This window comes from Cupriavidus pauculus (genome assembly GCF_022179805.1).
GTDB lineage: Bacteria > Pseudomonadota > Gammaproteobacteria > Burkholderiales > Burkholderiaceae > Cupriavidus > Cupriavidus pauculus_E.
In genome coordinates, this window is the sequence record NZ_BPUO01000006.1 from 46,763 (window position 1) to 66,027 (window position 19,265).

Consider the following 19,265-nt stretch of genomic DNA (forward strand, 5'->3'; position numbering starts at 1 on the left):
ATGAGCGACCATCGCATTCCCACCGCCGGCCTGCATCGATGGGTGGTGGACCTCTGGCTGGCGGCGGGCTCCGATGCCCGCGAGGCCAGGCTGACCGCCGATCACCTGGTGGGTGCCAACCTGTCCGGCCACGATTCGCATGGCGTGGGCATGATTCCTAAGTACGTGATGTCGTGGCAGGCCGACCAGCTCCAGTTGAACCAGCAGGTCAGCGTGGTGCATGAGTCGGGCGGCATCCTGAGCCTTGACGGCAACCGCGGCATGGGTCAGGCCGTGACCGAGCAGGCCATGGGTATGGCCATCGAACGCGCCCGCGAACATGGCGTCTGCGTGCTGGGTTTGCGCCGGTCACACCATCTGGGCCGCGTCGGCCACTGGGCCGAGCAGGCCACGGCGGCCGGCATGATCTCGATCCACTTCGTCAACGTGCTGTCCAAGCCCATCGTGGCGCCGCATGGCGGCTACGATCCGCGCTTTGGCACCAATCCGTTCACGATTGGCGTGCCGGTGGCCGGCCAGCCGCCGCTGGTGCTGGACTTTGCCACCAGCGCCATCGCGCTGGGCAAGGTGCGCGTGGCCAACAACAAGGGCGTGCCGGTGCCGCCGGGCTGCCTGATGGACCCGCACGGCCTGCCCACCGAAGACCCCGCCGTCATGTTCCCGCCGCCCGGCACGCCGCAGGGCGCGCTGCGCACGTTCGGCGAGCACAAGGGCTACGTGCTGGCGGTGATGTGCGAACTGCTGGGCGCCGCCGTGACCGGCGGCCATACCATCCGCCCCGAGACGCTCACGCACGAGCACGCGGTGTGGAACAACATGCTGGCCATCGTGTTCGATCCGGCGCGGCTGGGCAGCAGCACCACGTTTGGCCACGAGGTGGAATCGTTCGTCGAATGGATGAAGGCATCGCGCCTGCAGCCGGGCAACGACCAGATCCGCCTGCCCGGCGATCCGGAACGCGCATGGCGCCGTGCCCGCGCCGAATTCATTCCCGTGGATACCGGCACGCTGGCCCAACTGGACGACGCCGCCGCGCGCGTGCTGCAGGCCAGCGGCAAATCCCCGGGCCCGCTTTCCGCGCTGGCACTCGACTGACCCGGCAGACAAGGAGCATTGACGATGACCACCACCCCTCACCTGCCGCAGATCAGTTCGCTGCCCAACAAGTTCCGCGCCGACGTGCTCGCACGCAAGCGGCTGATCGGGCTGTGGAGTTCACTGGGCCAGCCGGTGACCAGCGAGATCGTCGGCCTGGCCGGCTTCGACTGGCTGCTGCTCGACGGCGAGCATTCGCCCAACGACGTGCTGACCTTCGCGCCGCAACTGATGGCGCTCAAGGACAGCACCAGCGCGGCCGTGGTGCGCCCGCCCTGGAATGATCCGGTGATGCTCAAGCGGCTGCTCGACATCGGCTTCTACAACTTCCTGATTCCGTTCGTGGAATCGGCCGAGGAAGCGCGCCGCGCGGTGCGGGCCACGCGCTATCCGCCCGATGGCATCCGTGGCGTATCGGGCGTGCAGCGGCAGAACCGCTATGGCACGGTGCCCGACTTCTTCAAGACCATCAACGACAACGTCTGCGTGCTGGTGCAGATTGAAAGCCGCAAGGGCGTGGAAGCCATCGACGCGATCTGCGCCGAACCCGGCGTGGACGGCATCTTCATCGGCCCGAACGACCTGGCTGCCGCGTACGGCCACCTGGGCAACCCGAACCATCCGGACGTACAGGCCGCCGTGAAGCAGATCTACGACGCGGCCAATCGCGCCGGCAAGGCCATCGGCACGCTGACGCCGGTGGAAGCCGATGCGCGGCGTTACCTGGACATGGGCGCGCATTTCGTGGCCGTGGGCCTGGATCACGTATTGTTGCGCGACGCGGCCCGCGCGCTGCGCGAGCGCTTTGCATCCTGAAGCCAACCCATTTCGACAGTGAGAAAACAATGAGCAAGATCGGATTCATCGGACTCGGCGTCATGGGCAAGCCCATGGCGGAACACCTGCTGGCCGGCGGCCACACCGTGCATGCGCACACGCGCAGCGGCGTGCCGCAGGACCTGCAGGCCAAGGGCATGCAGTCGTGCGCCAGCGCCACCGAAGTGGCAAAGCAGGCCGATATCGTCTTCCTGATGCTGCCCGACACGCCCGACGTGGCGCGCGTACTGTTCGGCGAGAACGGCGTGGCCGAAGGGCTGAGCAGCGGCAAGATCGTGGTGGACATGAGCTCGATCTCGCCGATCGAGACGCGCGAATTCGCCGCGAAGATCGAAAAGCTCGGCTGCGACTACGTGGACGCACCGGTGTCTGGCGGCGAAGTCGGCGCCAAGGCCGCCACGCTGTCGATCATGGCCGGCGGCAAGCAGGACGTCTTTGACAAGGTGCTGCCGCTGCTGCAACTGATGGGCAAGAACATCACGCTGGTGGGCAACGCCGGCGACGGTCAGGTGGCCAAGGTGGCCAACCAGGTGATCGTGGCGCTGACCATCGAGGCCGTGAGCGAGGCGCTGGTGCTGGCCGCCAAGGCCGGCGCCGACCCGGCGCGCGTGCGCCAGGCGCTGATGGGCGGCTTTGCCAGCTCGAAGATCCTGGAGGTGCACGGCGAACGCATGATCAAGCGCACGTTCAACCCGGGCTTCCGCATCGAACTGCACCAGAAGGACCTGAACCTGGCGCTGTCCACGGCCAAGCAACTCGGCCTCGGGATGCCCAACACGGCGTCGACGCAGCAACTGTTCAACGTCTGTGTGGCCCAGGGCGGCGCGGGCTGGGACCATTCGGGCCTGGTCAAGGCGATCGAGCACCTGTCGTCGTTCGCCATTGGCGACACGCCGAAATCGGCATGATGCTGGGATGACAGCTGCGCTGAATTCCGACGATCTGGCGTGCTTTGTCTGCGTGGCCAACACGCAGAGCATCTCGCGCGCCGCGCTGGAACTGGGCGCGGACCAGTCGACGGTCAGCCGCCAGATCGCGCGGCTGGAAGCAGCGCTGGACACCCGGCTGTTCCATCGCAGCGGACGCGGCGTAGTGCTGACCGAAGCCGGCACCACGCTGCTGGGCTACGCGCGCCAGGTGGCCGCCACGATGGTTGAGGCGCGCGCCGCGGTGCGGGCATCGGCCGCGCAGGGCCCGGCGCAACTGGTGATCGCCGCGCAGCCCACCATCGCCAACACGGCGTTCGCGGCCATCGGCACCGCACTCAAGGCACGCTTTCCGGCTACGAAGATCCGCTTCGTCGAAGGGCTGGCCAACCCGGTGCTGGCATGGCTGGCAGCCGGCGACATCGACGTCGCCCTGCTCTACCTGCCGGAACAGCAAGGCGCGCTCAAGGTGGATGTGCTGCTGGAAGAAGATCTGACGCTGGTTACGCCCACGTCATGGAGCCATCTCGGCCCCACGTTCCAGGTGCGGCGCCTGGGCGAAGTACCGCTGATCCTGCCCAGTACCTCGCACGGGCTGCGCCTGCTGGCCGAATCGCTGGCCACGCGCGTGGGTACCACGCTGAACATGGCGATGGAATGCGATGCGTCGAACACGGTGGCAATGCGGCTGGTGGAAGACGGCTGCGGTGCGACGCTGCTGCCGTTTGCGGCAGTGGCCGAGCGCGTGGCGCAGGGCCGGCTGCATTCGGCCCGGCTGGTGGATCCGGTAGTGACGCGTCAGGTGGCGATGACCACGGCGCGCAATCGTCCGGTGGTGCCCGAGTTGTGGGACATCATGCAGACGGTAAGGCAGTCAGTGAGGAATATCGTGATGTCGGGGGCCTGGCCGGGGGCGCGGTTGGTTTGAGTTTTTTGGGGGGTGCTCCCCTCTCCCACAACGTGGGAGAGGGGAGCAAAAAACAAGACGAATCAGAACCGCTTACTTCGTCGTCCCGCCCTGCATTTCCGCCTTGGCCGTTGCGTCAGCCGCCTTCTTGGCGTCCGTACGTTCCGTCTTGGCGGCGTTCACGTCCTGCTTGTACGTGCCCTTGGCCGCGGCCTTCTCGGCCTTGTACTGGTCGTTGGCGGCCTTGCGGGCCTCGCGGCGTTCCACGAGCGGGTCCTTCGGCGGCTGGATCTGGACCGTGCCCGGCGGCACAGCAGTCGATGTCGGGGCCGGTGCGGTCGCCATCGGGGCCGGGGCCGGCGCGGTCGTGGTCTGGGCAAAGGCGGTGACAGAGATCATGCCGGCTGCCAGTGCGCCAATCAGCGAAGTGGTACGAATGATTTTTTGCTTGGACATATGAGACCTCTCAGGTGGTTGTCATAAAGAGAAAAACGGGTGCGTTGTTTCCCACCGCGTGCCCAGTTTAGGGTTCACATGGTGGCCTGCGTGCCGCATTCACACATCTCCTTACAAAAACTCGCGGACGCTGACAGACAGCGACTGACAACACCACAGTTTTTGACGATTCTGGCGTTTCCCGACGCTTGATCGATGCCCATGCGTCGCCCACACTGAACCCCATCGACCAACGATTCGAGGGGGTTGCCATGCATCTCGAAGGCTCGTGCCAATGCGGCGCCGTGCAGTTCAGCCTGGAGTCCGATTCGCCCTACCCGTACATGCGTTGCCACTGTTCGATCTGCCGCAAGACCGGTGGCAGCGGTGGCTACGGCATCAACCTCGGTGGCGATGCCCACACGCTGCGCGTAGCCGGCCAGCAGCACGTGGCACACTTTCATGCGGTGATGCGCGAACCGGGCAGGAAGCCTGTGCGATCGAAGGGATACCGGCACTTCTGCAAGCTCTGCGGCAGCCCGCTCTGGATGTGGGACCCGCGCTGGCCAGACCTCGTGCATCCGTATGCGGGTGCCATCGACACGCCGCTGCCCCGGCCGCCGGAGGTGGTGGAAGCCGGCATGGACTACGTGGCGCCGTGGGTGGAGGTGCCGAGCGGCAAGGGTCATCGCCGCGTGGGCACCTGGCCGGAAGAATCGCTGCACGAATGGCATGCCCGGCGCGGCCTGCTGCGCTAATCGGACGGCCTCCGACATGGCCTTGCACCGGCGCTGACAGACTTCGCGCCAGTGCCCTCCTATGCTCGAAGCAATCAAGGAAAAACACAGGCACGGGAGCTCCACGATGCGCCAATATCTGATCTATCCGATGGCCTCGCTGTTCGCGATCGTGGCGGTGACGCTGCTGGTCGGGTGCGGTGAATCGGCCAGACTGCCCGAGGCGGCCGGATACGGTCCTGCCCCCAAACTGCCCGCGCCCGACAAGACGGCTATCCCGACCATTCACGTCGCGCCAGCCAAGGGCTGGGAAAACGGCAAGACGCCCGTGGCCGGGGACGGCATGCGCGTGGTGGCCTTTGGCGACCAGCTCGAACATCCACGCTGGGTGTACGTGCTGCCCAACGGCGACGTGCTGGTGGCCGAGACCGACGCCCCGCCCAAGCCCGACGATGGCAACGGCATCCGGGGCTGGATCATGAAGACGCTGATGAAGAAGGCCGGCTCGGGCACGCCCAGCGCCAACCGCATCACGCTGCTGCGCGACACCGATGGCGACGGCGTGGCCGACCAGCGGTCGGTCTTTCTGCAGAACCTCAATTCGCCGTTCGGCATGGCGCTGGTGGGCAACGACTTCTACGTGGCCAACACCGACGCCGTCGTGCGGTTCCGCTATACGCCCGGCCAGACCAGCATCGCCGAGCCGGGCCAGAAACTGGTGGACCTGCCCGCCGGCCCGATCAACCACCACTGGACCAAGAACATCATCGCCAGCCCCGACGGCAGCAAGCTGTATGTCACCGTGGGGTCGAACAGTAACGTGGGCGAGAACGGCATCGACAAGGAAGCCGGCCGCGCGGCCATCTGGGAAGTGGATCGCCAGAGCGGCCAGCATCGCGTTTTCGCCAGCGGGCTGCGCAATCCGAACGGCATGGCGTGGGAACCCGCGACCAAGGCGCTGTGGACGTCCGTCAACGAGCGCGATGAAATCGGCAGCGACCTGGTGCCGGACTACATCACGTCGGTGCGCGATGGCGGCTTCTATGGCTGGCCATTCAGCTATTACGGCCAGCATGTGGACGAGCGCGTGAAACCGCCGGCACCGGACAAGGTGGCCAAGGCCGTCGTCCCGGACTACGCCGTGGGCGCGCACACGGCCGCGCTGGGGCTGACCGGCGCCGCTGGCAACAGCCTGCCCTCGCAGTTCCAGAACGGCATGTTCGTGAGCCAGCACGGCTCATGGAACCGCAAGCCGCGTGCGGGCTACCGGGTCATCTTCGTGCCGTTCGACCAGGGCAAGCCCAGCGGCGCGCCGCTGGAGGTGCTGACCGGATTTCTTGACGGCGAGGGTAACGCGCAGGGCCGCCCGGTCGGCGTGGCCGTGGACCAGCGCGGCGGACTGCTGGTGGCCGACGACGTCGGCAACCGGGTATGGCGCGTGAGCGGCGCCCACTAGAAAACGTCACGCCAGAAATGAAAAACCGGCGGTGCGAGCCCCTCGCACCGCCGGAAGGCCGCCCACCACGGCAGCCTGAAACAACGATCAGAAGCGGTGCTGCAGGCCGGCCGTCACGCCGACCTGATTGTTGGCATAGCCAACGAAATCACGCGACACACTCACGTTCTGACCGTCGCGCGCCTTGGCATACGCTGCGGACAGGTAGGCCATGGTGCGTTTGGAAAGATTGTATTGGGCACGCAGCGAGACCATGATCGGGTCCCCGTTGTTGTCGCCCTTGATGTTCTGCTTGTAGACCGCGCCGTACAGCGAGAAAGCCGGCGTGAAGTCGTACGCGGCGCCCACCCAGTACATGTCGCTCAACTGCTTGGCGGCCGACGTGGTGAACGTCTTGCGGTAGTTGCGATAGCCGGCATAAATCTGCAGCGCGCCGAAGTCGTAGCTGGCGCCGGCATGCACGCCCTGGATGTAGTCGGTGCTGTCGGCCGGCGTGGTGCTGGTGCCCGCCCCCATCTGACGATCCCACGTCACGGCGGCGGAGAACTTGCCGGCGTCGTAGCCCAGACCCAGGTCATATTTCGACGAACTCTTGAAGCTGCCCGGCACTTCGCCGAACGACATCGTGCCGCCCACCTTCACCGGGCCGAACTGGCCGTCATAGCGCACGATGTTGGCCGAGCGCGAGAACATGCCGTCCTTGCGGCCGCCGGTGGCTGTGGACGACGTGGCCCACGAGTAGTTGGGCGCGTAGCCCATCGGGTCGAACGGCAGCATGAAGTCATAGGTCGTGGTGAAGTCGCGACCCATGCGGATGCTGCCCAGCTTCTTGTCCTGCAGGCCCACCCAGGCGCGGCGGTCGAACAGCGTGTTGTCGGTGTCCAGCTTGCCGGTGTCCACCGCGATGCCCGATTCCAGCGTGAAGATCGCCTTCATGCCGCCGCCCAGGTCTTCGGCGCCGCGCAGGCCCCAGCGCGAGGTGTTCTTGCCGCCCGAGGTCATCTTGACCACCGAGCTGCCGTTGGCGCCGGCGTGGCTCACGTACTCGACGCCCGAATCCACCAGGCCGTACAGCGTCACGCTCGATTGCGCCGCCGCGCCGCCCGATACCACGCAACCCAACGCGGCCATGGCCAATGCCTTCCGTTTCATACCTCGGTCTCCTTTTTGTCTTTCTGATGTGTCGTGAACGGAGCGGATGGTATGGGGGCCTCACTTTCAGTTCGCTTTCGAAGCACCCACGATTTTTGTCGTGGGGCATGCACCACGATTGGGAGTTTCCCCATCTAGGCAGGCCAGTCCGTTGCAGGTATCACTCCACCGCGACTCACAAGACCCTGCCTGGCTGTAACCCCCGATGCGTATCCTGCTTGCCGAAGACAACCTCAGACTGGCCGATTCCCTGGTGGCGTCGCTGAGCCAGAGCGGCTTTACCGTCGACTGCATGCACGATGGCGCCAGCGCCGACCACCTGTTGACCACGCAAGACTATGCGTTGGCCATCCTCGATATCGGCATGCCGCGCCTCGATGGCCTGGAAGTGCTGCGCCGCCTGCGCGCGCGCCGCAATCCGCTGCCGGTACTGATCCTGACCGCCCATGGTTCGGTGGAAGACCGCGTGCGCGGGCTGGACCTGGGCGCCGACGACTACCTGGCCAAGCCGTTCGCGCTGACCGAACTGGAAGCGCGGGCGCGCGCCCTGATCCGACGCAGCCACGGCCACGACCGCACGGAACTGGCCTGCGGCCCCTTGCGCTACGACAGCGTGAGCCATGCCTTCACGCTCGACGGCGAACTGCTGCAATTGACGGGCCGCGAGCGGGCCGTGCTGGAAGTGCTGATGCTGCGTGACGGTCGGGCGGTCAACAAGGCCGCGCTGTCCGAGAAAATCTTCGGCATCGACGAATCGGTCAATGCCGACGCCATCGAGATCTACGTCTATCGCCTGCGCAAGAAGCTGGAAGGCTCCGGCGTTGGCATCGTCACGCTGCGCGGGCTTGGTTATCTGCTGGAAGCAACCGACCCGGGCGCGCGCGCATGAAGACCGGCAGCCTGCGGCTGCAACTGACGCTGTGGTTGTTGTTGCCGCTCATGGTGCTGCTGGCGCTGGACACCTGGCTGACCGATCGCCGCGCCATGTCCGCCGCGCACCAGGCTTTCGACCGCACGCTGGCGGCGTCGCTGAAGGCCATGCGCGAGGGCATCGTGCTGCGCGATGGCCGCGTCGAGGTGGAAGTGCCCTATCTGGCGCTGGAAGTCTTCGATGCCGAAGCGGGTTCGCGCGTCTACTACCGGATTCGTGACGACCACGGCGCCACGATCACCGGCTACGACGACCTGCCCATGCCGCCCGGCCCGGTGCGCACGCTCTATCGCACCCAGTACTACGACGCCGAATATCGCGGCCAGCCGGTGCGCATGGCGGCGATGGCCTTGCCGCTGCACGACGTGCGCTCCGCGCGCACCCAGATGGTGTGGGTGCTGGTGGCTGAATCCACCGAGCCGCGCGAACACCTGGCCCGCGAAATCCTGATCGGATCGCTATTGCAGGAATTGATGCTGGTCAGCCTGGCGCTGGTCATCGTCTGGTTTGGCGTCAGGCGTGGCCTGCGGCCGCTGCATCGCCTGTCCGACGCGATGGCGGCACGCGGCCCCGACGACCTGGAGCCGATTGGCGATACCACGCTGCCGGTGGAGATTCGCCCGCTGGTATCCGCCGTAAACCAGTACGTGGCTCGGCTGCATCGCATGGTCCAGGGCCGCAAGCGGTTCTTCGCCGATGCCGCACACCAGTTGAAGACACCGCTCGCGGTCATCCAGGCCGAGTCCGAACTGGCGCTGCGCGAGACAGACCTGGACCGGGTGCGCGCGCACCTGCAAAGACTCAATGGATCGGTCACCCAGGCCGCCAAGGAGGTGGCGCAACTGCTGTCGCTGTCGCGGCTCGAACCCGACAGCGGCTACGCGCCCACGCTCCGGCCGGTCTCGCTGACGCAGGTGGCGCAGCAGGTGGCGCTGGACTGGGCGCCGCAGGCACGGCGGCATGGCGTCGATCTTGGCTTCGATGGGGCTGACGAAGGCGGGGATTCCATCGACGGACAACCCGAGCTATTGCAGGAACTGCTCGGCAACCTGATCGACAACGCCGTGCGCTACGCGGGTCCGGGCGCCATGGTGACGGTGCGCGTGGCGGGACGACGGCTGGTGGTGGAAGACAACGGCCCCGGCGTGGCGCCCTTCGAACGCGAATCAGTGTTCAAGCGGTTTTATCGCGGGCAGGCCAGCACCAAGGGCGAAGGCAGCGGACTGGGTCTGTCCATCGTCCGCGAGATCGCGCGCATCCACGGCGCCACGGTCACGCTAAGCGAGACGCCGGGCGGCGGCCTGACGGTAACGGTCGGATTTCCGGGATAGCCGGTTTTTCGGGAGTCCGGCGGGAATCCGTGCTTCAGCCTTGCGGCTTGGAGAGATTGCCGCGTGCGCGCTGCAGGTAGACCAGGAACTGGTCGATCTCCGCATCGCTGAAGCCATCAAGCGCTTGCGCGGTCACCACGTCACCCACATGCTGGGCAGCATCGAGTGCCTGGTCGGCCTTCTCGGTGATGCACACCATGCGCTCGCGCCGGTCTTCCGGGTTGGGGCGCCGCGCGATCCAGCCACCGTCTTCCATGCGGTCCAGCAGGCGGCCGGCCGAGATCGGCGCCACCTCCATCAGGTCGGCCAGGGCAGCCTGGTTCATCTCGCCGTGAAACGACAGATAAGCCAGCGCCCGGTACTGCGCGCGCGTGAGGTCCAGCGTGGAGCGCGACAGGTCGTCGAACCGCTTGCCGGACAACCGGCCCACGTCCGCCACCAGAAAGCCGAAGCGCTTTTCAAGATTCTTTTCCATGCGCGCGATTATAGGGAGTCCGGGCGTTCGGTTCCGTGTGAAAAACCCTGAGCCACATACAGCGTGACGCATCTGTTGCACTGGCGTGCCGCGCCACCCCGGCACGCCGCAATCGCCATATAATAAGCACGCTTATTAATAGAGACAAGCCCGCCCCCTATGTCCTCAGTGGTATCCGCGCCTGCCGCAGCCGACGGTCAGCCGATCAATCGTCCGATGATCACGCTGTCGATCATGCTGGCCACGCTGATCCAGACACTCGACAGCACCATCGCCAACGTGGCCCTGCCCCACATGCAAGGCACGCTGTCGGCGTCGCAGGACGAGATCACCTGGGTGCTCACGTCATACATCGTGGCGGCCGCCATCGCCACGCCGCTGACCGGCTGGTTGTCAGACCAGCTCGGCGTGAAGCGCCTGCTGGCCATTTCGATTGCCGGCTTCACGGTGGCATCGGCGCTCTGCGGCATGGCCGATTCCCTGACGCAGATCGTGGCGGCCCGGCTGTTGCAGGGCATCTTTGGCGCGGCGCTGGTGCCGCTCTCCCAATCGATCCTGCTCGACATCAACCCGCCGTCGCGCCAGGGGCAGGCCATGGCGGTCTGGGGCATGGGTGTGATGGTCGGGCCGATCCTTGGCCCGACGCTGGGTGGCTGGCTGACCGACAGCTACAACTGGCGCTGGGTGTTCTTCATCAATGTGCCGATCGGCGCGTTTGCACTGTTCGGCGTGCTCGCCACGCTGCCAGACCGCGCCCCAGCGCGCAGCATGCGCTTCGACGCCTTCGGATTTGCCACGCTGAGCCTGGCCATCGGCGCCCTGCAAGCCATGCTCGACCGTGGCGAGCAGCTCGACTGGTTCAGCTCGCTGGAAATCCGGCTGGAGGCGCTGATCTGCGTGCTCGCCTTTGCCTACTTCGTTCTCCATACGGCCACCGCCGGCGAACGCTCGTTCTTTCGGTCGACCCTGCTCAAGGACCGCAATTTCGTTACCGGCGCGTGCTTCATCTTCGTGATTGGCGCCGTGATGTACGCCACCCGCGCGCTGCTGCCGCCGATGTTGCAGAACCTGATGGGCTATCCCGTGGCCACCACGGGGCTCGTCACCGCGCCGTCGGGCATCGGCACCATGGCGGCGATGATGCTGGCCGGGCGCCTGCTGCGGCGCGTGGACGCCCGCCTGCTGTTGCTGTCCGGCTTCCTGATCTCGGCGTTCGCGCTCTGGCAGATGATGGGATACACGATCGTCCTGTCGGTATCCGACATCGTCTGGCCCGGCGTGATCCAGGGCTTTGGCCTGGGGCTGGTCTTCGTGCCGCTCTCGGCGCTCACGTTCTCGACGCTGGCCCCGCACCTGCGTGCCGATGGCACCGCTACCTACAGCCTGATGCGCAACATCGGCAGCAGCATCGGCATCTCGCTGATCCAGACCCTGATGACGCGCAACGCGCAGGTGGCCCACAGCGACCTGGTGACGCACATCAATCCGTACAACCCGGCCGTGCAGTCCCTGCTGGCACACGGCTCGCGCGTGGACCTTGCGCTGCTGAACCAGACCATCAACCAGCAGGCCGCGATGATCGCGTACCTGAACGACTTCAAGGCCATGTTCATCGCCACGCTGGTGGTGATACCACTGATCCTGCTGATCCGCCCCAGCGGCAAGCGCGCCGACGACGACAACCTTGCACACGCCGCCATGGATTGAGCTAAGCTGGTCGCCAATCTGGCCTGTCCCCTGGAGCGGCGATGCCGACGTACGATTACCGATGTTCAACCTGCGGCGATTTCTCCGAGCTGCGCCCGATGGCGCGCCGCGATGAGCCCGCAACCTGCCCGGGCTGCGGCCAGCCTTCCGCCCGCGCGCTAGTCGCCGCGCCGGGCCTGGCCGGCGGCAGCACCGACAGCGGCGGCGCCTCCCACGGCGGATCGTGCGCCTGCTGCGGACCAGTCAAGCTGGCGGGCCGCGCCAGCGGCGGCGGCTGGAGCCGCTAGACTGGCTTTGCCCGGCCTCCAGTTCCTGCGCTACTTCCACCAGTTCCGCCATGGGCACCTCGTGAGCGCGCAGCATGATTTTTCCTACGCGCGCATCGGCCAGGGCATCGAAGCCTTCGACCAGGTCACCGAATACATCGAACGTCATCGCACGTCATCTCCTTGAATTTCGCCGTCTGTGGCACCAGCAGCACCAAGCCGCAGTGTAGACACGCAAAACCTCCTAAAACGTGTCCGGATGTGACGAGAACGTTAAACGTTGTGTCGGCGTGCGCGCACGAAAGCAATGTCCCTTTTAGGCAAAGCCAATTGGGAATAATTCTCAACAACGGCATAGAATGGCTGCATGTGGGTCACTCGACCCAGCGTCACTCACGGACGATCCATGCCGCCGCCTCCAGTCGAATCTGCCGCCCTGCCCGCCGTGCAACCGCCGCCGCGGTCGCGCCTTGCTTTTCTGGGCGCTGGCGCGCTGGTGGCCGTGGGCTACATGGACCCGGGCAACTGGGCCACGGCCATCGCGGGGGGTGCCAAGTATGGCTACAGCCTGCTGAGCGTCATCGCGCTGGCCAGCCTTGTGGCGATGCTGCTTCAATGGATTGCAGCCCGCGTGGGCGTGGTGACCGGGCGGGATCTGGCCCAGCTTTGCCGCGAGCGCTTTCCGCGGCGCGTGACTTTGGGCCTTTGGGTGGCCAGCGAGATCGCGATCATCGCCTGCGATGTGGCCGAGGTGGTCGGTAGCGCGGTGGCGCTGCAACTGTTGTTCCACGTCAAGCTCTGGGTGGGCGTGCTGATTGCCGCCGTGGTGACCATCGTCATGCTCGCCGTGCAGCGTTATGGCCAGCGCACCATGGAAGCCATGGTCGCCGGGCTGATCCTGCTGGTGGCGCTGTGCTTCGTGGCGCAGCTTGCGATGGCGCAGCCCGAGTGGGCGGCCGTGCTGGGCGGCATGGCACCGACCTCCGACCTGGTGCGCGATGCCGGCATGCTGTGGCTGGCGGCCGGTATCGTCGGCGCCACCGTCATGCCGCACAACCTCTACCTGCATTCTTCGCTGGTGCGCCGCTTCACGCCGCCGCCGGGCACCCGCGTCGCGCGCCGCCGCACGTTTGTGGAAGTGCTGCGCGGCATGAACCTGGACACCTTCGGTTCGCTCGGGTTCGCATTCCTGATCAATGCGGCGCTGCTGATCCTGGCCGCGTCGGTGTTCCATGCCAACGGGCTGACAGATATCGAGGATCTGGCCGATGCCCACCGGTTGCTGGCGCCGCTGCTGCACTCGGACCTGGCCAGCCTGCTGTTTGCCGTGGCACTGCTGGCGTGCGGGCTCAATTCCACGCTGACCGGCACGCTGGCCGGCCAGGCTGTCATGGAAGGATTCCTTGATCTGCGCATGTCGCGCATGCGGCGTGCGCTGCTGACGCGGGCCGTGGCCATCGTGCCGGCGCTGGGGGCCGTCTGGCTGTTCGGCGAGCACGGTTCGGCCAGCCTGCTGGTGGCCAGCCAGGTCGTGCTCAGCCTGACCCTGCCGCTCGCGGTGGTGCCGCTGATCCTGTTCGGCGCCGACCGCAGCCTGATGGGCGTCTGGCGCGTGCGCGGCCTGCCGCTGATGCTCGCGGGCGCCTCGGCTGCGCTGATCATCCTGCTCAATGGCGCGCTCCTGTGGCAGACCGTGCTGTCCTGAACCCCTCGGCTAGATCGCTTCTTCCGGCTCCTGCCGCACGTCTTCGCGCTCGTTGACCCAGATGCCGCGTCGCCCCAGGATACTGGCCGGCGGCGCGGGCCGCTGGTACAGGTAGCCCTGGGCCAGGTCCACGCCCGCCTCCGCAATCAGCGCGTGCTGGGCTTCGGTTTCGATGCCCTCGGCAATCACCGTCAGGTGGAAGTGATGCGCCATGCCGACAATGCCGCGCAACAGCGCGCGGGCGTTGGCATCCACGTCCTGCGTGAACTGGCGATCGATCTTCAGATAGTCGAACGGGAAACTCTTGATCAGGTCGAGATTGCTGTTGCGCGTGCCGAAATCGTCCACGGCCAGCCGGATGCCGGCCTGGTGCAAGCGGTCGAACGCCTCGCGTGTTGCGCCGGTGTCCGCCAGCAGGTGGCGCTCGGTGATTTCCAGCACCAGCCCCGAACCGTCGGGCATGGCGCGCTGCAAGGCCGCCAGGTCGCCTAGGAAGGTGCGCCGCCGCAGGCTCAGCGGTGCGGCGTTGACGGCGATATGCAACGGTGCCGGCGGCCCGTAGCGGTTGACGTCTTCCACCACGCGACGCAGCACGAAGTGGGTGATGTCGTCGATCAGCGGCGTCGACTCCACCGTCTCGATGTACGCCCCGGGCGCAATGCTGCCCCAGCGCGGGTGCTGCCATCGCAGCAATGCCTCGGTGCCCATCCAGCGGCGCGAACGGACTTCCACGATGGGCTGGTACGCCAGATGGAATTCGTCGCGCTTCAACGCCTGGCGCACGGCCTGCAGCAGCAGGCGCCGGGGCGCGGCCACCAGTAGATAGGCGGCCAGCGCCAGCAAGCCCGCCAGCAGGCCGATGGCGCAGTACAACAGGTCGTACTTGCGATGCAGTCCGGTCACGTATTCGAACGATGCCAGCACGTGCACTTGCATGGGCCATGTGTTCGAGCCCGTGGTCACCCCGCTGCGCGGCGTGTCCGGCGACGGCAGGAATGTCCCGTCGTGATGGATCGAAGCCTTGCCCACCGTGAGGATGACGTCCGACGCGCCAAAGCCGATGCCTTGCGACAGCGCATCGGTGATATACCGTCCCTCGATCAGCAGGAAGCTGCCCGCGTCCGGCTTGCCCGGCCGGGCCAGGAATATCGCCAGCGCCGGTGCGTACGCGCGAAACGGCGTGCCTTGCACGAGCACGAACCGCTCCGGCACGGCTGGCTGCGGGTCGGTGAAGTAGTAGGACAAGGGCACATGCACGGCGCCGCGCGTGCCCGAGCAATAGATCACGCCGTGATCCACCGTGGCCGCCGTGCGGACGTACGGGATCAGGCTTTGCGACGTGCTCAGTGTCTGGCTGACCTCCGCGCACGGCCGGCCGGCCAGCGGCACCACATGGTGCAGGCCCTGGGCCTTGACCGCATCGACCATGCGTTCGAGCGTGGCCACGATCTCGCTACCGATGCTGGCTTCGCGCCGGGTGACGAGGTCGTCGACGTGGCGCCTCCCGATCCAGATGGCCATCGCGGCAAAACACAGGCACGTAAACGCCCACCCCAGCAGTGTCAGGGGCGACACGTGCCAGCCGCCAAAGCGATCCTGCCAGAAATTCAAGACCAAAGTCCCCTCGTTGTCGTCGTGCGTCGGTTCTTGCCGATTGTGGGCTGACCGCGTGTATGAATGCTGTCGGTTGCACGCCTACAAAAACGACCGGGGATCCGGGCATCGTGCCGGCTACATCACAGGTTCGAGCTTGCGATACTGGTTGTAATGCCGGATGGCGCGATGCGGGTCGCCCAGCGCCTCATGCAAACGCGCGGCGTTGTAGTGGGCATCGGCAAAGTCGGGCGCCAGTGCAATGCACGCGTGGTAGCTCTCCAGTGCCTCCCGCTGCGCACCGGCATCCTCCAGTGCAACGCCGAGATTGAAATGGATTAACGGTTGGCTGGGCAGATAACTGAGCGCCGTGCGGTATTCGGCGATGGCTTCGGCCACCCGGTGGTGGTCGCTCAGCAGGCAGCCCAGATTGAGCCAGGCATCGAGGTAGTCGGGCGCCTGCGCCACGGCCTGGCGGTATGCAAATTCGGCGTCACCCGGCGCCGTGCGCTCCAGCGCCACGCCTCGCTCGAACCATGCCGCCGGGTCGGTTTCAGGCGGCTCAGCACGGGCTGCCGGTAGCGTGGCATCGCGGCGCATCTCGACAACCTCAGCGGAAGCGGGCGGGCTGCCCGCATCATCGAGATCGAGCACGAACTGGCCGGAATCGACATGCCAGCGGCCGCGCCGGTCCTGCACCGCGACATCGCCACCCACGGCGGTCACGCGCATGCCGGTGGGCGGCCGCCCTTCTCCCAGCCCCTGCAGGCGCCGCAGTGACCGCGTGACATGCCGGGTTGGGATGCCCGCCTCGCGCAGCGACTGGGCCGTGCGCAGCAGCACCACATCCTGGAAGCTGAAACGGTATTCGCGGCGCGTGCCGCGCCGGGGCGCAATCACGCCGGACGCAATCAGTGCGGTGATGACGGTACGCGAAATGCCCAGCAGCGCCTGGACATCGCGCGTGGAATAGGCTTGCATTGCCGGCGGCGCCCCCTACTTGCGAGCCGCGCGGCGCGGCACTTCAACGGGCGCGGCGGCAGCACGCCGGGCTGTCTTGCGCGCCGGGGCCTCCGGCGCGGCCTTGGCCGCCGCCTTGCCCGCGCTCTTGGCCGCGGGTTGCCGCTTGTTGCTGCCGATGCTCTTGCGCAGCGCTTCCATCAGGTCGATCACCTCGCCGCCGGCCGGCGCCGGGGTCTCGGCGGCCACCGTGATCTTCTTGCCGGCGATCTTCTTGTCGATCTGATCCAGGATGCGCTGCTTTTCCTCGTCGGCGTAGGCGGTGGGGTCGTACCCTTCCACCGCGTTCTGCTCGATCAGTTGCTGGGCCAGCTTGAGTTCGGCCGGCGCCACGTCGGCACGCTCCACATGCAGGTCGGCCATGTCGCGCACCTCGTCCGCGTACAGCAGTTGCTGCAGGATCAGGCCATCGTCGCCCACCCGGATCTGCACCATGTACTGCTTGCCCTTCCAGGCCCACTTGGCCAGCGCGCAGGTGCCGGTTTCGCGCATGGCCTCGGCCAGCAGGTTGTAGGGCTTGGCGCCGCGCTTGTCGGGGCCCAGGTAATACGCCTTGTCGAAATAGATGGGATCGACGGCGCCCACGGGCATGAACGACACGATATCGATGGTCTGCTCCGCCGCATCCTCCAGCGCCTTGAGTTCTTCGGGCGTGAAGGTCACATAGCGGTCCTTCTCGAATTCGTAGCCCTTGACCATGTCGGCGCGCTCGACGACCACATCTTCCTTCAGGCAGATGTACTGCTGGCGCAACCTGGAGCCGCAGCCCTTGTGCAGCATGTTGAAGCTGATGGCGGACTTGCTCTCCGTGGCCGAATAGACCTTCACGGGGATGGACACCAGCCCGAAGCTGATCGATAGCGAAGCAATGGAACGTGCGGCCATGGCGACATCCTCCCGCAAGACGCAGGTCATCGTTCCAGCAAGTCTAGTGCGCGAGACGCGGACCCTGCCAGTGGCAGGCCGCCATGTGCGGCGTCAGACGCGTCCTACGCGTCCTGAGCTGGATCGGCGGCGTCCGGGGATGCATCGTCAGCATGGCCCGCGCGAAGCTGGCGGTGCTGACGGCGATAGGCGCCCGGGCCAACGCCGAAGTGTTGCGTGAAGACCCGGCCAAAAGCGGCCTGCGAGGCATAGCCACATTGATCGGCCACCGCTGCCGCGGACTGTCCGTCGCGGCGCAGCAGCCGTGCGGCGCGCTCCATGCGCAGCGTGGTGACCAGTTCCAGCGGGGTGATGCCAAGCTGGGCAAACCGGCGCGCCAGCGTGGCACGCGACACGTTGCAGATGTCCGCCAGGCTGTCGACGGTCCACGGCTTCTCCGGGTTGCGCACCACGGCATCGACGGCCCGCGCCATGCGCCCGTCGGCCATCAGCGCCAGCACCCCGTGCGATATCGCGCCCTGGGCGATCAGCGTGCGCAGCAGCACCGTGAACAGCGCGGTCGACAGATCGCCGATGATGGCCACGCTGCCGGGCCCCGGTGCGCCCGCTTCCACATGCATCATGCCAATCAGGCCGCGCAGCCAGCCCAGGCTGGCCTCGCCATTGCCCTGGGCCTGAGCGGTCTTGACGCACAGCATCTCGGGAAACGCGCGCAGCAGCACGTCGGCCGAACTGCCGAGCACAAAGGTGCCGCACAAGATATCGAGCGGTTCGGCGGCCCCCGGCACGGTCACTTCCGTCACCACGCCATTGAAGTGCCGCGATTCGGCCGGGCGCGTCTTGCCGCCATGCACGCCGGACAACGTATGCGCCGCGCCGTGCGGAAACAGCAGCACATCGCCGGCCGCCACGCGCTGCAAATCGGCACCCATCGACACATCGGCCTCGCCATCGAGGATCGCGTGGTAAGGCACGTGCCCGGGCGCGGCCTGCGCATTGTGGGCGGACCAGGCGCCCGCCACGCGGCAATGCAGGTCGACGGTGCCCGATGGCGCCAGCAGGCGTATCAGTTCGCTGAGACTGTCCATTTTTGGAGTGAGACGATCGAGCAAAAAGTTGAGCGGATTCTAATCCATTCGGATCTTAGCCGCACCTACTATTGAGTCCAAGGAAGCGCCGCACACCAACCGGTTCAGCGCCCGAAACCACCCGAAGTTACTCGACAACTCGCCATACCAGTCAATCCGAAGGAGCTTTCATCATGACCACCCGCCTGCACACCATCGCCGTCCACGAAGCCACCGGCCAGACCGCCGAACTGTTCGGCGCCATTCGCAAGGCCGTCGGCAAGGTGCCAAACGCCTACGCAACCATCGGCAGCAACGCCCCGGCCGTACTGGCCCAGGCACTGCAGACCAACGCCGTACTGAAGCAAGGCAGCCTGTCCGGCAAGGAACTGGAGGCCATCAACCTGGCCGTCAGCGAAAAAAGCGGTTGTGATTATTGTGTGGCCGCCCATACCCTGATGGCCACCAAGCTGGCGGGCCTGACCGTGGAGCAGACTCAGCAATTGCGCCGTGGCAGCTACCCGGAAGATGCAAAGATCGAAGCTCTGACGCACTTCGCCTTGGAACTGGTGAGCACCAGCGGCACCGTGCCCGCCGCCAGCGTGGAAGCAGTGCGCGCCGCCGGCTACAACGACGCGCAGATCGTTGAAGCGATTGCCGCGATCAGCGCGATCCTGTTCACCAACATGATCAACCGCGTCAACGACACGACGCTCGACTTCCCCGCCGTGGTCTGAGGC

At 66.3% G+C, this 19,265-nt stretch carries 20 protein-coding genes; 12 read left to right on the forward strand and 8 right to left on the reverse strand.

Going from position 1 to position 19,265, the window contains the following annotated elements:
• The 4 genes from MFF62_RS13330 to MFF62_RS13345 are packed head-to-tail and all read left to right on the forward strand — an operon-like array spanning position 1 to position 3,786.
• Positions 1 to 1,095 (forward strand): malate/lactate/ureidoglycolate dehydrogenase, encoded by a 1,095-nt coding sequence (locus MFF62_RS13330; RefSeq protein ID WP_238263611.1) that lies wholly within the window; start codon positions 1 to 3, stop codon positions 1,093 to 1,095.
• Positions 1,096 to 1,119: 24 nt separating this feature from the next.
• Complete coding sequence (gene garL, locus MFF62_RS13335; RefSeq protein ID WP_238263612.1) at positions 1,120 to 1,911, forward strand: 2-dehydro-3-deoxyglucarate aldolase; 792 nt, start codon at positions 1,120 to 1,122, stop codon at positions 1,909 to 1,911.
• A 29-nt stretch (positions 1,912 to 1,940) separates the two neighbouring features.
• A complete protein-coding gene (locus tag MFF62_RS13340; RefSeq protein ID WP_238263613.1) occupies positions 1,941 to 2,840 on the forward strand; it encodes a 2-hydroxy-3-oxopropionate reductase in 900 nt (299 codons plus the stop codon).
• Between the two features lie 7 nt (positions 2,841 to 2,847).
• On the forward strand, positions 2,848 to 3,786 hold the full coding sequence (locus MFF62_RS13345; RefSeq protein WP_238263614.1) for a LysR family transcriptional regulator: 939 nt from the start codon (positions 2,848 to 2,850) through the stop codon (positions 3,784 to 3,786).
• A 72-nt stretch (positions 3,787 to 3,858) separates the two neighbouring features.
• Here the strand turns inward: MFF62_RS13345 and MFF62_RS13350 are convergent, their stop codons facing one another.
• Positions 3,859 to 4,221, reverse strand: coding sequence for a hypothetical protein (locus tag MFF62_RS13350; protein WP_238263615.1), 363 nt, complete (start codon positions 4,219 to 4,221; stop codon positions 3,859 to 3,861).
• 251 nt (positions 4,222 to 4,472) lie between these two features.
• On the opposite strand from MFF62_RS13350, the gene MFF62_RS13355 reads away from it, so the two are divergent.
• Together MFF62_RS13355 and MFF62_RS13360 are read left to right on the forward strand one after the other, a co-directional pair.
• The gene (locus MFF62_RS13355; RefSeq protein ID WP_238263616.1) at positions 4,473 to 4,958 is read left to right on the forward strand and encodes a GFA family protein; all 486 of its coding nucleotides are present in this window, start codon (positions 4,473 to 4,475) and stop codon (positions 4,956 to 4,958) included.
• A gap of 106 nt (positions 4,959 to 5,064) precedes the next feature.
• Positions 5,065 to 6,393, forward strand: coding sequence for a PQQ-dependent sugar dehydrogenase (locus tag MFF62_RS13360; RefSeq protein WP_404990745.1), 1,329 nt, complete (start codon positions 5,065 to 5,067; stop codon positions 6,391 to 6,393).
• A gap of 87 nt (positions 6,394 to 6,480) precedes the next feature.
• Here the strand turns inward: MFF62_RS13360 and MFF62_RS13365 are convergent, their stop codons facing one another.
• A complete protein-coding gene (locus MFF62_RS13365) occupies positions 6,481 to 7,545 on the reverse strand; it encodes a porin (RefSeq protein ID WP_238263617.1) in 1,065 nt (354 codons plus the stop codon).
• A gap of 205 nt (positions 7,546 to 7,750) precedes the next feature.
• Here MFF62_RS13365 and MFF62_RS13370 point away from each other — a divergent pair, with 205 nt between their 5' ends.
• Positions 7,751 to 8,434 carry a response regulator gene (locus MFF62_RS13370; protein ID WP_238263618.1) on the forward strand — a complete coding sequence of 228 codons (684 nt, stop codon included), beginning with the start codon at positions 7,751 to 7,753 and terminating at the stop codon, positions 8,432 to 8,434.
• Positions 8,431 to 9,807, forward strand: coding sequence for a sensor histidine kinase (locus MFF62_RS13375; RefSeq protein ID WP_238263619.1), 1,377 nt, complete (start codon positions 8,431 to 8,433; stop codon positions 9,805 to 9,807). The genes MFF62_RS13370 and MFF62_RS13375 overlap by 4 nt, the downstream gene beginning before the upstream one ends.
• A gap of 34 nt (positions 9,808 to 9,841) precedes the next feature.
• Here the strand turns inward: MFF62_RS13375 and MFF62_RS13380 are convergent, their stop codons facing one another.
• Positions 9,842 to 10,282 carry a MarR family winged helix-turn-helix transcriptional regulator gene (locus tag MFF62_RS13380; RefSeq protein ID WP_238263620.1) on the reverse strand — a complete coding sequence of 147 codons (441 nt, stop codon included), beginning with the start codon at positions 10,280 to 10,282 and terminating at the stop codon, positions 9,842 to 9,844.
• 159 nt (positions 10,283 to 10,441) lie between these two features.
• On the opposite strand from MFF62_RS13380, the gene MFF62_RS13385 reads away from it, so the two are divergent.
• Together MFF62_RS13385 and MFF62_RS13390 are read left to right on the forward strand one after the other, a co-directional pair.
• On the forward strand, positions 10,442 to 11,989 hold the full coding sequence (locus tag MFF62_RS13385) for a DHA2 family efflux MFS transporter permease subunit (protein ID WP_238263621.1): 1,548 nt from the start codon (positions 10,442 to 10,444) through the stop codon (positions 11,987 to 11,989).
• Between the two features lie 41 nt (positions 11,990 to 12,030).
• Positions 12,031 to 12,276, forward strand: a complete 246-nt coding sequence (locus MFF62_RS13390; protein ID WP_238263622.1) for an FmdB family zinc ribbon protein — start codon at positions 12,031 to 12,033, stop codon at positions 12,274 to 12,276.
• On the opposite strand, the gene MFF62_RS13395 is transcribed toward MFF62_RS13390, so the two are convergent.
• A complete protein-coding gene (locus MFF62_RS13395; RefSeq protein ID WP_238263623.1) occupies positions 12,233 to 12,424 on the reverse strand; it encodes a hypothetical protein in 192 nt (63 codons plus the stop codon). The genes MFF62_RS13390 and MFF62_RS13395 overlap by 44 nt on opposite strands.
• A gap of 237 nt (positions 12,425 to 12,661) precedes the next feature.
• Between MFF62_RS13395 and MFF62_RS13400 the strand changes: the two genes are divergently transcribed.
• On the forward strand, positions 12,662 to 13,960 hold the full coding sequence (locus MFF62_RS13400) for an Nramp family divalent metal transporter (protein ID WP_238263624.1): 1,299 nt from the start codon (positions 12,662 to 12,664) through the stop codon (positions 13,958 to 13,960).
• Between the two features lie 9 nt (positions 13,961 to 13,969).
• Here the strand turns inward: MFF62_RS13400 and MFF62_RS13405 are convergent, their stop codons facing one another.
• The 4 genes from MFF62_RS13405 to MFF62_RS13420 all read right to left on the reverse strand — a co-directional run bounded on the left by MFF62_RS13405 (position 13,970) and on the right by MFF62_RS13420 (position 18,546).
• A complete protein-coding gene (locus MFF62_RS13405) occupies positions 13,970 to 15,571 on the reverse strand; it encodes an EAL domain-containing protein (RefSeq protein ID WP_238263625.1) in 1,602 nt (533 codons plus the stop codon).
• A gap of 120 nt (positions 15,572 to 15,691) precedes the next feature.
• Entirely contained in the window at positions 15,692 to 16,534 is an 843-nt protein-coding gene (locus MFF62_RS13410; RefSeq protein ID WP_238263626.1) for a tetratricopeptide repeat protein, read from the reverse strand.
• 15 nt (positions 16,535 to 16,549) lie between these two features.
• Positions 16,550 to 17,458 carry a non-homologous end joining protein Ku gene (ku, locus tag MFF62_RS13415; protein ID WP_238263627.1) on the reverse strand — a complete coding sequence of 303 codons (909 nt, stop codon included), beginning with the start codon at positions 17,456 to 17,458 and terminating at the stop codon, positions 16,550 to 16,552.
• A 104-nt stretch (positions 17,459 to 17,562) separates the two neighbouring features.
• Positions 17,563 to 18,546, reverse strand: coding sequence for a cupin domain-containing protein (locus tag MFF62_RS13420; protein WP_238263628.1), 984 nt, complete (start codon positions 18,544 to 18,546; stop codon positions 17,563 to 17,565).
• A 173-nt stretch (positions 18,547 to 18,719) separates the two neighbouring features.
• Here MFF62_RS13420 and MFF62_RS13425 point away from each other — a divergent pair, with 173 nt between their 5' ends.
• Positions 18,720 to 19,262, forward strand: coding sequence for a carboxymuconolactone decarboxylase family protein (locus MFF62_RS13425; RefSeq protein ID WP_238263629.1), 543 nt, complete (start codon positions 18,720 to 18,722; stop codon positions 19,260 to 19,262).
• Positions 19,263 to 19,265: the final 3 nt, after the last annotated feature.

Coding starts and splice junctions, on each gene's coding strand:
- MFF62_RS13425 (WP_238263629.1), top strand. CDS start 18,720: ATGACCACCCGCCTGCACACCATCGCCGTCCACGAAGCCACCGGCCAG.
- MFF62_RS13420 (WP_238263628.1), bottom strand. CDS start 18,546: ATGGACAGTCTCAGCGAACTGATACGCCTGCTGGCGCCATCGGGCACC.
- MFF62_RS13370 (WP_238263618.1), top strand. CDS start 7,751: ATGCGTATCCTGCTTGCCGAAGACAACCTCAGACTGGCCGATTCCCTG.
- MFF62_RS13340 (WP_238263613.1), top strand. CDS start 1,941: ATGAGCAAGATCGGATTCATCGGACTCGGCGTCATGGGCAAGCCCATG.
- MFF62_RS13330 (WP_238263611.1), top strand. CDS start 1: ATGAGCGACCATCGCATTCCCACCGCCGGCCTGCATCGATGGGTGGTG.
- MFF62_RS13385 (WP_238263621.1), top strand. CDS start 10,442: ATGTCCTCAGTGGTATCCGCGCCTGCCGCAGCCGACGGTCAGCCGATC.
- ku (WP_238263627.1), bottom strand. CDS start 17,458: ATGGCCGCACGTTCCATTGCTTCGCTATCGATCAGCTTCGGGCTGGTG.
- MFF62_RS13400 (WP_238263624.1), top strand. CDS start 12,662: ATGCCGCCGCCTCCAGTCGAATCTGCCGCCCTGCCCGCCGTGCAACCG.
- garL (WP_238263612.1), top strand. CDS start 1,120: ATGACCACCACCCCTCACCTGCCGCAGATCAGTTCGCTGCCCAACAAG.
- MFF62_RS13355 (WP_238263616.1), top strand. CDS start 4,473: ATGCATCTCGAAGGCTCGTGCCAATGCGGCGCCGTGCAGTTCAGCCTG.
- MFF62_RS13410 (WP_238263626.1), bottom strand. CDS start 16,534: ATGCAAGCCTATTCCACGCGCGATGTCCAGGCGCTGCTGGGCATTTCG.
- MFF62_RS13350 (WP_238263615.1), bottom strand. CDS start 4,221: ATGTCCAAGCAAAAAATCATTCGTACCACTTCGCTGATTGGCGCACTG.
- MFF62_RS13380 (WP_238263620.1), bottom strand. CDS start 10,282: ATGGAAAAGAATCTTGAAAAGCGCTTCGGCTTTCTGGTGGCGGACGTG.
- MFF62_RS13360 (WP_404990745.1), top strand. CDS start 5,065: ATGCGCCAATATCTGATCTATCCGATGGCCTCGCTGTTCGCGATCGTG.
- MFF62_RS13345 (WP_238263614.1), top strand. CDS start 2,848: ATGACAGCTGCGCTGAATTCCGACGATCTGGCGTGCTTTGTCTGCGTG.
- MFF62_RS13375 (WP_238263619.1), top strand. CDS start 8,431: ATGAAGACCGGCAGCCTGCGGCTGCAACTGACGCTGTGGTTGTTGTTG.
- MFF62_RS13390 (WP_238263622.1), top strand. CDS start 12,031: ATGCCGACGTACGATTACCGATGTTCAACCTGCGGCGATTTCTCCGAG.
- MFF62_RS13365 (WP_238263617.1), bottom strand. CDS start 7,545: ATGAAACGGAAGGCATTGGCCATGGCCGCGTTGGGTTGCGTGGTATCG.
- MFF62_RS13395 (WP_238263623.1), bottom strand. CDS start 12,424: ATGACGTTCGATGTATTCGGTGACCTGGTCGAAGGCTTCGATGCCCTG.